This is a genomic window from Terrabacter terrae, from assembly GCF_039529575.1.
Taxonomy (GTDB): Bacteria; Actinomycetota; Actinomycetes; order Actinomycetales; family Dermatophilaceae; genus Terrabacter; species Terrabacter terrae.
Genome location: NZ_BAAANB010000009.1, coordinates 1 through 10,217 on the forward strand (window position 1 = coordinate 1; position 10,217 = coordinate 10,217).

9 protein-coding genes and 1 pseudogene are annotated in these 10,217 nt (G+C 69.7%); 2 read left to right on the forward strand and 8 right to left on the reverse strand.

Annotated elements, in window-relative coordinates:
• Positions 1-183 precede the first annotated feature (183 nt).
• The 3 genes and pseudogenes from ABD194_RS08370 to ABD194_RS08385 all read right to left on the reverse strand — a co-directional run bounded on the left by ABD194_RS08370 (position 184) and on the right by ABD194_RS08385 (position 3,056).
• Complete coding sequence (locus ABD194_RS08370) at positions 184-891, reverse strand: HAD-IC family P-type ATPase (protein ID WP_343990001.1); 708 nt, start codon at positions 889-891, stop codon at positions 184-186.
• A gap of 17 nt (positions 892-908) precedes the next feature.
• The gene (locus tag ABD194_RS08375; protein ID WP_343990004.1) at positions 909-1,367 is read right to left on the reverse strand and encodes a P-type ATPase actuator domain-containing protein; all 459 of its coding nucleotides are present in this window, start codon (positions 1,365-1,367) and stop codon (positions 909-911) included.
• A 230-nt stretch (positions 1,368-1,597) separates the two neighbouring features.
• A pseudogene (locus ABD194_RS08385) lies at positions 1,598-3,056 on the reverse strand (multicopper oxidase family protein).
• A gap of 301 nt (positions 3,057-3,357) precedes the next feature.
• Between ABD194_RS08385 and ABD194_RS08390 the strand changes: the two are divergent.
• Positions 3,358-4,602 carry an ATP-binding cassette domain-containing protein gene (locus ABD194_RS08390; protein WP_343990028.1) on the forward strand — a complete coding sequence of 415 codons (1,245 nt, stop codon included), beginning with the start codon at positions 3,358-3,360 and terminating at the stop codon, positions 4,600-4,602.
• Between the two features lie 483 nt (positions 4,603-5,085).
• Here ABD194_RS08390 and ABD194_RS08395 read toward each other — a convergent pair whose 3' ends face one another.
• On the reverse strand, positions 5,086-5,421 hold the full coding sequence (locus tag ABD194_RS08395) for a hypothetical protein (RefSeq protein ID WP_343990013.1): 336 nt from the start codon (positions 5,419-5,421) through the stop codon (positions 5,086-5,088).
• A gap of 450 nt (positions 5,422-5,871) precedes the next feature.
• Here ABD194_RS08395 and ABD194_RS08400 point away from each other — a divergent pair, with 450 nt between their 5' ends.
• Positions 5,872-6,387 (forward strand): hypothetical protein, encoded by a 516-nt coding sequence (locus ABD194_RS08400; RefSeq protein ID WP_343990016.1) that lies wholly within the window; start codon positions 5,872-5,874, stop codon positions 6,385-6,387.
• A 96-nt stretch (positions 6,388-6,483) separates the two neighbouring features.
• On the opposite strand, the gene ABD194_RS08405 is transcribed toward ABD194_RS08400, so the two are convergent.
• The 4 genes from ABD194_RS08405 to ABD194_RS08420 form a co-directional block, all read right to left on the reverse strand.
• Complete coding sequence (locus tag ABD194_RS08405; protein ID WP_343990019.1) at positions 6,484-8,829, reverse strand: heavy metal translocating P-type ATPase; 2,346 nt, start codon at positions 8,827-8,829, stop codon at positions 6,484-6,486.
• 75 nt (positions 8,830-8,904) lie between these two features.
• Entirely contained in the window at positions 8,905-9,288 is a 384-nt protein-coding gene (locus ABD194_RS08410) for a heavy-metal-associated domain-containing protein (RefSeq protein WP_343990023.1), read from the reverse strand.
• A gap of 80 nt (positions 9,289-9,368) precedes the next feature.
• Positions 9,369-9,674, reverse strand: coding sequence for a metal-sensitive transcriptional regulator (locus ABD194_RS08415; protein WP_343990025.1), 306 nt, complete (start codon positions 9,672-9,674; stop codon positions 9,369-9,371).
• 260 nt (positions 9,675-9,934) lie between these two features.
• Complete coding sequence (locus ABD194_RS08420) at positions 9,935-10,084, reverse strand: DUF305 domain-containing protein (protein WP_343990031.1); 150 nt, start codon at positions 10,082-10,084, stop codon at positions 9,935-9,937.
• Positions 10,085-10,217 lie beyond the last annotated feature (133 nt).

Sequence of the window (10,217 nt, forward strand, 5' to 3'; positions counted from 1 at the left end):
CATGTCGGTGCTGGTCAGAGAGCTGGCGGGGGGACTCGAACCCCCAACCCCCTGTTTACAAGACATGAGGCTACTTCCCCACAATTGGGCCGCTGGCCTGCAGAAGCGTAGCGAGCCGCTCCCCCGAAGAGTGGCCACGTGCGATTAACGTGCGATTAGGTGATCGGGTCGACCGTCCCGAACTCAGCGGGCGGCACCCCCGGGAGCACCCGGTGGTGGAGCCAGGGTTTGCGGAAGGTGGCGCAGGTCCTCGCCCATGAGGGCGACATCGGCGGTCTCGATGACCACGTCACTGCCCATGGCGCCGATCGCGATTCCGACGTCTGCGGTGGCCAGGGCTGTGGCGTCGTTGACGCCGTCGCCGATCATGGCGGTCGGCGCGCTCTCGCGGAGTCGGCGGATGAGGGTCGACTTGTCCTCGGGGAGCAGCTCGGCGTGGACGTCGGTGATGCCGGCCTGGGTGGCCAGTGTGGCGGCGGTGCGGTGGTTGTCACAGGTGAGCATGGCGACGTGGAAGCCGTCGGCGCGGAGCCGCGCGACCACCTCGGCGGCCTCGCTGCGCAGTCGTCGCGGATCGCCACAGCGCCGATGACGACTCCGTCGTACTCGACCAGTACTGCGGTGGCGCCGGCCTCCTGCATGCCAGCCACGGACTCGGCCAGGTCGCCGGCGAGGATCCAGCCGAGGCGACCGAGCCGGGCCGGTCGGCCGTCTTTGGTTGCGGTCAGGCCGGCGCCGGTGACCGCGTGGCACATCGTCGGCGTCTCGGTGGTCTGGCACGGCGGCGAGGATGGCGCGGGCCAGGGGGTGCTCGCTGCGGGACTCCAGGGAGGCTGCGATGTCGAGGACCTGTTCGCGGGTGTGGCCGGCAGCGGTGGCGACCTCGATCACGGCCGGCTGGTTGCGGGTCAGGGTGCCGGTCTTGTCCAGGGCGACGGTCCGGATGCGGCCGAGCGACTCCGGGCGGCGCCGCCCTTGACGAGCGCGCCGATGCGGCTGGCGGCGCCGATGGCGGCGAACACGGTGACCGGCACCGAGATCGCCAGGGCGCAGGGCGAGGCGGCGACCAGCACGACCACCGCGCGTTGGATCCAGGTCGTGGGTTCGCCAAGCAGGCTGCCGGCAATCGCGATGGCTGCGGCCAGGATCATGATCCCGGGCACCAAGGGCTGGGAGATGCGGTCGGCCAGCCGCTGCGCGTTGCCCTTGCGGGACTGCTCGGCCTCGACGATGTTGACGATCCGGGCCAGGGAGTTGTCCTCCGCGGTGGCGGTGACCTCGACCTCGAGGGCCCCGGTGCCGTTGATCGAGCCGGCGTAGACGATGTCCCCGCCACCGGCCTCGACCGGCGTGACGTCTTTTGGCAAGGCTCTGAAGGCCCGGACCTTCGGGCTGAAGCAGCGGAGCCGGTCGACAGGATCTCACTCGAGAACTTCGTCGCAGCCGCCGGATAGTCGAGGCCGTGGGGCTTCAACGAAATCAAGCCCGCTGCCACGAAGCCCCAGATTTGACGCCGAGGGGGACATGGCGTCGCCGCAACAGTTGCCTGAGCCAGCAGTGGCTTTGCCGAGCGGTTCCCTCCTCCGCGAGGCCCAAGCTATGTGTACTTGAGGGGGATCATCATCCCGGCTTCTGCGTGGTAGACGTTGTGGCAGTGGACCATCCAGTCGCCGCGGTTGTCGGCCTCGAGCTCCAGGGGCATCGACTCCATCGGGCGAAGCGGGACGGTGTCCTTGCGCAGGCCGGACCCGGCCAGCGCGAACGTGTGCCCATGGATGTGCAACGGGTCATCATCGTCATGTTGACCGCGTTGATCCGCAGCCACTGGCCTGCACTTACGGTGAGTGGGTCGTTCTCCCCGTAGGGCGCACCGTTCATCCCCCACACATAAGGGGCCATCGAGCCGTTCAGGGACAGGTCGACGAGGCGTCGCGTTCCCGCGGAGTCAGCCGTGAGCTCGCCGCTGGGGTCAGCTGTGATCCCAGCAGAACCGGGCCGTCGAGCTCGGTGGGGCGTAGCCCGGCGGCCGGTGCCGCGCCGGTGGCCGTTCTCAGCAGTGCCCGCGCCTGCCCGAGCTTGCCGAACGGCAGTGCCACCAGCGGGAACACCCCGTCCCCGGCCGTGACGGTCACGTCGTAGCGCTCCCCCATGCCGATGTAGAACGCGCCGGTTTCCGAAGGGACGACGCGGTAGCCGTCGGTGTGGGTGACCGTCATCCGATGCCCGCCGAGCGCGACCGTGAAGATCGTGTTGGAGGCCGCGTTGATCACCCGGATCCGTATGCGTTGGCCTGGCTTGACGGTGAAGACCGACGGCGCCGCGGGCACCCTTCCGTTGACGAGGTAGTGCGGGTAGACGATATCTCCGGCGTCACCGAACGGCGCCACGCCCATGCCACCCATGCCGCTCATCCCGCCCATGGATCCGGCCGTGCTGCTGCCACCGGCGTCGACCAGCGAACGGAGCACGTCGTCGGGGGTCCTTCCCGTCCCGTCGACCCAGTCGTCTAGGACCACGACCCACTCGCCGTCGTAGTCGCCCGGTGCGCGCGGGTCATCGATGATCAGCGGCGCGTAGAGGCCGCGGTCCAGCTGCAAACCGACCTGTGGGTGGAAGAAGTACGTGCCCGGGTCCGGGGCGGTGAACTCGTAGAGGAAGCTGCCAGCGGCAGGGATGGGGTCCTGCGTCAGGCCGGGCACGCCGTCAGCGGCGTTCGCCAGCCGGATACCGTGCCAGTGCAAGGTCGTCGGTGCGGGCAGCCCGTTCTCGACACGCACCCGGAGCAGGTCACCGGCGTTCGCGCGGATCACCTTACCGGGCACGGTGTCGCCGTAGGCCCAGGTCTTCACGACGGGACCGCCGAGGTCGACCGTGACCGGCGCGGGTCGAAGGGTCGCCGTCACCCCCTTCTGACCTGAGGTCGGCGTCACGGGTGCTGGCGTCCCGAAGGCCCGGCTGGACGCTGGGTCGGTGCCGCCGGAGCAGGCCGCGAGCGTCGCCGTTCCCGCAGCGGCGAGCCCGCCGAGCAGAAGGTTGCGGCGTGAGACCTCGTACATGGATCTCCGTGGTTGTTTCTCTAATGTCGGTGCAAGCGACCCGCCGGCCGCAAGGCGATGGCCGGATACGTCGGACGATCGGTGCGCGACGAGGTCACCTAGAGCGATTTTGCCGCCCCAACGTGATGATCACCGCCCGGAAACTATGAAGATCCGACGAAGACACGCCGTTTCGTCACGGAGCCGTAAAGCTTCTTTAGCTAATCTTCGCCGGCTATGGGGTCCTCCTTGACGTACGCAGCGCATGCTGGGGGCAAAGCCAGCCGCCACGGCGGCGGCGGCCGTCGAGGCGGTGATCCCGATGGGGACAGTGCAGCAGGCCAACGCGAGCGGCACGGCCAAGGATCGCGCCGCCGGCACACCGGGCGAGCGCCGGCCTGACGGGCCACCGGTGCTCACGGCCGTGGGACTCTCGAAGGCATACCGCAGACCGGGGCTGCGACGCGGCCGACTGCCGGTCCTCGACGGCGCCGACCTGACCCTCGCTACCGGTGAGGTGGTCGGTGTTGTCGGCGAGAACGGGTCGGGAAAGTCCACCCTGATGCGGATCCTTGTCGGTGACCTGGGCGCCGACGCCGGGAGCGTGACCGCGACCGGACGCGTCGGCTACTGCCCCCAGCAGCCGGTGTTCTACCCACGCCTGACGTGCGACGAGCACTTCGAGCTCTTCGCCCACGCCTACGCCCTGACGGACGCCGAGCTGCGGGCCGGCCGGGACGACCTCTACGCCTCCCTCGGCTTCGAGCGGTACCGGGACTCGCGGGCCAACTCCGTCTCGGGCGGAACCCTCGCGAAGCTCAACCTCGGCCTGGCGCTGCTGCCGAACCCCCCGCTGCTGCTGCTCGACGAGCCCTACGCCGGCTTCGACTGGGACACCTACCTCAAGTTCTGGGACCTCGTGGAAGGACGCCGACGCGAGGGCGGGTCGGCGCTGATCATCAGTCACTTCGTCGTCGATGAGCAGCGCTTCGACCGGATCGTCGAGGTCCGCGACGACGGACGTGGCCACGATGACGAGCGTGACCCTCCTGTGACGCCGCTTCCTGGCGGACTACGTCCGCAACGGACCCAACCTGCTGCTGCTGGCCGTCGTCCCGGTGGCGTTCGTCATCGTCGCCGCACCGGCGCTGGCCGATGCCTCCAAACTGCTTGGCGGTGCCGGCGGTGGCGCGGCGCTGAAGACCGTGACCGCGGGTTGGGCGGCCGGCTTCCTCACCGGCGTGGCCATGTACTTCCAGGTGTCGGCGGCCCGCGACGCGGACCGTCGCCTCGTGCTGTCCGGCCTGTCCCCCAGACAGCTCACGGCATCACGGATGTTCACCGGCGCGACGTTGGCCGCCCTCGCCACCGCGGCCGCCCTCGCCGCGCTCGCCGCCCGAGGACAGCTCGAGCAGCCCCCCCCGGACACTCGCAGGCACTGCGATGGCCGCCCTGGTGTACCTCGCCGTCGGAGCGATCGTCGGTGCCCTCGTCCCCAATCCCGTCAACGGCACCGTCATCGTCATGTTCGCGTGGATCCTCGACGTCTTCTTCGGGCCGACGCTGAGCGGCTCCCCGTCGCCGCTGCTCCGCCTGCTTCCCACCCACTTCATCACCCTGTGGACGGTCGACCTCCCTCCTGGCCACGCCGGCCCGTCAACGCTGATGTGGTCACTGCTGTGGGTCCTCGGGGCGCTGATCGCCGCCGCCGCCGTCGTCTCCACCGCGGCCGGCGTTCGTCGCTCCCACGCTCGAGCACCCCGCTCCCTCTCGATGAGGCAGCTGAGGACGAGCCTGCGGATGGGGCGGCGGCAGTGGCGACGGACCGCTGCCGTGGCCCTGCTGCTCCGACCGTCCGAATGGCGCGCTGAGCGCACCCTCTTCCAACGGCGTTGCCAGCCTCGTTCAGCAGACCGAGCACGGCTCAGGCCTACCCCAGCCGGGCCGTATGTTTAGACGGCAAGGGATGTGGTTCAGTCCGCAACCGCGAGGCCGAGCGGCCGGGCGTATGTCCGCACGCGGGTCTCGCGCCCCTGGATGGCTCCGGCAATCACGCGGAGACGTCGAGCTCCTGACGCATACCGTTCGCATAGTGGTTCGTCAGGTTGCAGACGCGTTCGTAGCGGCCCGGGGCCAGGGTCACGGTGACCCACCCGAGCGCCCCCGAGGCAATCCCTTCGCCAGTTCCGGCAGCACAGGAGCTGGAGGCGTCACCGAGGCTTCCAGCCTCGTCCACCTTGCCGTCGGGACCCGGGGCACGCTGTCCCGCCGACGCTCCCTGGGCCAGCGGGAGCACCACGAGCTCGTGCGTGCGCCAGCCCCGGTTCGCCACGACGAACGACACCTGGCCAGCGTGCACCGAGACCGGCTGGGCCATCAGCACCATCCGGGACCCATCGGGGCGGTGCCACCCATCATTTGCGACATGCCCATGTCTCCGAGCGTCACATCCACGCGGGACCCAGGCAGCCCGTCCCGGAGCGGCGCACGACAGGGGCGGCGCCGTATAACCGCTACCCATCATCCCCCTGGCCGGATGAGACCCCACCCATACTGCCGCCAGTCCAGCCGAGGCGCCGCCCATCATTCCCGGGGAGTCGTACTCAATCGAGCAGCCTGCCAGCAGAACACCCACCGCGGAGACCGCCACCAAGACCGGGATCAAACCGGGCGTCCGCGTTCGTCTGTCCACCCTTCCCATATACCCCCCTAGGTATATGCGATCCCGTGGATCCCCACCACCCACGCAGCTGATGGAGGGAACGAACGCCGCCAGACGGGTGTCTTCTAGGAAGGGCGCGCTTTCGCCCCCAGCCCCAGATCGCAGGAGCTGCCTATGAGGTCCACACTTCGACCCGTCGCCGCGCTCGTCTCCGTCGCGGTGCTGCTCACCGCATGCGGCAACGGGAGCCGTCCCGTGGTGACAGGCGCGGTGACCGACACCGCCGTCGCATCCTCGCGTGGATCGCCAACCGCCTCGGCCTGCACGGACACGCCAACGGGCGGCACCTCGACCGTGATGATCGACTGGATCGACTTCGTGCGGCTCGAGGGTATCGAGTACGTCGCCGACCTCGAGGGACGTGTACACGCCGTGCCAACAAGACGGCTTGGTCCCCTCGTCGGGCGCGTCGAGTGTCAGCTCAGTGTGCTGAGGTTCTCGCAGCCCGCGGGTCCTGCCGTGGACGGTGACGCGGCGTTCCTACCCGTGGGGACCGAGGTGCACGGGATCGCCGGAATCGAACCGAGGTGCAGGGTGGCCGCCAAGGTTGATGGATCTGTCCGGGTGTATCTGGCACACGGGGAGGTCAATGGCGTTTCGAGGCCGGTGCCCTGCGCCACGGCCGGCTAGCCGTGGTTGCTGCCGGGCCGGGCGCGGGGCGGGTCCGGCGCGTCGTCGTGACCCGGTCCGCGACGGCCGCTGCGGACCGAGCCACCGATCGTCAGGTCACCGGGTCGGGTCGAAGGACCGCAGCCTGAGGCTGTTGCTGACGACGAACACCGAGCTGAACGCCATCGCTGCCCCCGCAATGAGAGGGTTGAGGAGGCCGAGCGCGGCCAGCGGGAGGGCTGCCACGTTGTAGGCGAAGGCCCAGAACAGGTTCCCCATGATGGTGCGCAGGGTGGCCCGCGAGAGCCGGATCGCGTCCGGGGCCGCCCGCAGGTCTCCGGTGACGAGGGTCAGATCGGAGGCCTCGATGGCCACGTCGGTGCCGGTGCCCATCGACAGGCCGAGGTCGGCCTGCGCGAGGGCTGCGGCGTCGTTGACGCCGTCGCCGATCATGGCGACGGTCGCGCCCTCGGACTGCAGACGTTTGATGGTCTCGACCTTGTCCTGCGGCAGGACCTGGGCGATGACGTCCTCGTCGCGGATGCCCACCTGGGCGGCGACCGCCCGGGCAGCGCCGGCGTTGTCGCCGGTGAGCAGCACCGGCCGCAGACCGAGCTCACGCAGCTGTCTGATCGCGGGGGCTGCACTCTCCTTGATGGTGTCCGCGACGACGATCACGGCCCGGACAGTACCGTCCCACGCGACCCACACCGGTGTCTGCCCCCGGATCTCGGCCGCGTCCGCCACGTCCGCGAGGACCTGGGGCGCCGTCAGCGACCATTCTGACGCGAGCCACGATCGCCGGCCGGCCAGGACGGCGCGGCCGTCGACCCCACCGCTGACGCCGCGGCCGCCGTGGCTGACGAAGTCCGTCACCGGCAGGAGACTCTGGCCACTCGCCTTCGCAGCGTGCTCGGCGACCGCGCGCGCGATCGGGTGCTCCGACGCGTGCTCGAGGGAGCCGGCGACGGCGAGCACCTCGGCGGGGTCCTGCCCGGGTGCCACCTCGATGTCGACGACGCCCATCTGGCCCGTGGTCACCGTTCCAGTCTTGTCGAGTACGACGGTGTCGATGGCCCGGGTCGATTCAAGCACCTGCGGGCCCTTGATGAGGATGCCGAGCTGCGCGCCGCGGCCGGTCCCGACGAGCAGGGCGGTCGGCGTGGCCAGACCGAGCGCGCACGGGCACGCGATGATGAGCACGGCTACCGCCGCGGTGAAGGACGCTGTCGCCGAGTGGCCGGTGAGCAGCCACGCCGTCAACGTGACCAGAGCCAGGCCGATCACGATCGGGACGAAGACCGACGAGACCCGGTCGGCCAGGCGCTGCACGTCCGCCTTTCCGTTCTGCGCGTCCTCGACGAGCCGGGCCATCTGGGCCAGCTGGGTGTCCGACCCGATCCGGGTTGCCCGCACGACCAGCCGGCCGCCCGCGTTCACCGTCGCGCCGACGACGGCGTCGCCGGGTCCGACCTCGACGGGCACGGACTCACCGGTGAGCATCGACCCGTCGACTGCGGACGAGCCGGACTCGACCGTGCCGTCGGTAGCGATCTTCTCCCCCGGTCGGACGACGAACCGCTGCCCCACCATCAGGGCCGAGATGGGGATGCGCCGCTCCGACTCCGCGGCGCCGTGGCCGGTCCCACCGCCGGACCGGGCAGGCTCGAGGACGGTGACGTCCTTGGCTCCCATGTCGAGCAGCGCACGCAGGGCGGCGCCGGACGTGCGCTTGGCGCGAGCCTCGAAGTAGCGGCCGGCGACGATGAAGGTCGTCACGGCCGCCGCCACCTCGAGGTACAGGTGCGCGGCGTCGCCGTCCGACCCGCTCGGCAGCAGCTCGAACGGCATCCGCATACCGGTCATGCCGGCGTGCGTGAAGAAGAGCGCCCACAACGACCAGAGGTAGGCCGCGCCCACCCCGACCGAGATCAGCGTGTCCATGGTGGCAGCGCCATGACGCAGGTTCGTCGAAGCGGCGCGGTGGAACGGCAGAGCCCCCCACACCACCACCGGTGAAGCCAAAGTCAGAGACAACCACTGCCAGTTGTCGAACTGCAGGGCCGGGATCATCGACATGGCCGCCACCGGGACCGTGAGCACGGCCGAGACGATGAGCCGCTGGCGCCAGGCGCTCGCCTCGGCCTCCTTGGCGTCGTGCGCGCCACCCACCGCGCCGGCCGGCCGGACATCCCTGTAATCGGGTCCTTCGAGGACGGCCGGCGCAGGGGTCACAGCGGTGTACCCGGTGGCCTCGACCGTCGCGATGAGGTCCTGCTCGTCGACGCCGTCAGGGACGGTGACCCGGGCCTTCTCGGTCGCATAGTTGACGCTCGCGTTGACCCCCGGCAGCTTGTTCAGCTTCCGCTCGATGCGGTTCGCACACGACGCACACGTCATGCCGCCGATCTCGAGCTCGATGTCACGGGTGCGCTGGTCAAACGTGTTCTTGTCGAGAGTCATCGGAGCCGTCCTTCTCGCCTCGGCTGGAGGCGCGTTGTTCGATCACGCGGTCGGTGCCGCGGTTGGCGCGCAGGTTCAGCTCTGCGCCAGGTGGTAGTCGCCGGCCTCGTCGAGGGCCGTCGCGATCTCCGCCTTAGGGAGAGGCGCGGCGCTGGTGACCGTGACGGTGGAGGTGCCGCCGGCGACCAGGTTCACGTTGACGCCGGTCACGCCCGGCAGCTGGCTGATCTCGCTGCTGACGGCGCTCGCGCAGTGGCCGCAGGTCATGCCGGTGACGAGGTAGCTGGTGGTGCTCTGCTCGGTGTTCATGGTGATCTCCTCCGGGTCTCGGGTCGTGCGAGTGGTGGTGGTGGTGGTCGTCGTGATGGTCGGGGTGGGCGGCGGTTCGGTCGCCGGCGCTTCGGGCGTGCAGCAGCTGCATCCGCTGTTCGCCATCCGGAGTTGGGTCCTGTGCGTCACGTCGTCTCCTTTGTCAGGTTCGGGTTGTCACGGGCCATGACGGGCCGGCACGGCCAGGGTGGTGCGCCCAGGGGAGGGACTCACGCCCGCATGAGCCGGCCGATCGCGGTTGAGGCCTCGACGAGTTTCGCGTCCAGATCCACGCTCGGGTCGCTCGCTCCATCGGTGAGACAGTGCCGCAGATGGTCTTGGAGCAGACCGAGGGCAACGGCCTCCAAGGCCTTGGTCGCAGCGGTGACCTGGGTCAGGATGTCGATGCAGTACGTGTCCGAATCGACCATCCGTTGCAGGCCCCGGATCTGGCCCTCGATGCGTCGTAGCCGGTGCAGCTGCGCGTCCTTGTTGAGGATGTAGCGCGGAGCGTCGGCGTGCTGCTCCTCCGTCATCGCTGTCCCCTTTCACTTCAGACAACTATACCCCCCAGGGGTTAATTCCCCCGAGGGGTTTGGTTGTTCCGCTGGACGCTGTTGAGTCGGTTCAGGACGGAGCGGGAGCTGCGGGCCTCGCGGGCACCTCCCAGCAGCGGTGGCACCCGGGCTCGTAGCGCACAGTGACAGTTGTCTCGGCGACGCAGGTTTCGGCCAGGAGGAGCTCGCGAGCCCTCACGCCGCGTTCGGCCTCACATCAGCCTGGGCTCGGTTCGGGGTCAGCTGGACATGGCCTTCATCGCGGCAATCTCCTTCACCTGACCGTCGATGATGGACTGCGCCAACGTGCGAGCCTCCTCAGTCTGGGTTTTCCCGAGCACGTCCTTGCTCATGCTGACCGCGCCCTCGTGGTGCTGGATCAGGCGGATTCAACCGGTCGTCGCAACACCTCGGTGCCGCGTCCGCCGACGCGTGCACGGCGTCGAGCAGCGCCAGTAGGCGGTCGTTGGCGTCCCCGGCCCACCAGGACGGGAGCCGGCGCTCGTCCAGCCACCCGCGCTC

Excerpts from the sequence above, each read along its gene's own strand:
- ABD194_RS08390 (WP_343990028.1), top strand. The coding sequence starts at position 3,358 with ATGGGGACAGTGCAGCAGGCCAACGCGAGCGGCACGGCCAAGGATCGC.
- ABD194_RS08415 (WP_343990025.1), bottom strand. The coding sequence starts at position 9,674 with ATGACGGAGGAGCAGCACGCCGACGCTCCGCGCTACATCCTCAACAAG.
- ABD194_RS08395 (WP_343990013.1), bottom strand. The coding sequence starts at position 5,421 with ATGGTGCTGATGGCCCAGCCGGTCTCGGTGCACGCTGGCCAGGTGTCG.
- ABD194_RS08405 (WP_343990019.1), bottom strand. The coding sequence starts at position 8,829 with ATGACTCTCGACAAGAACACGTTTGACCAGCGCACCCGTGACATCGAG.
- ABD194_RS08400 (WP_343990016.1), top strand. The coding sequence starts at position 5,872 with ATGAGGTCCACACTTCGACCCGTCGCCGCGCTCGTCTCCGTCGCGGTG.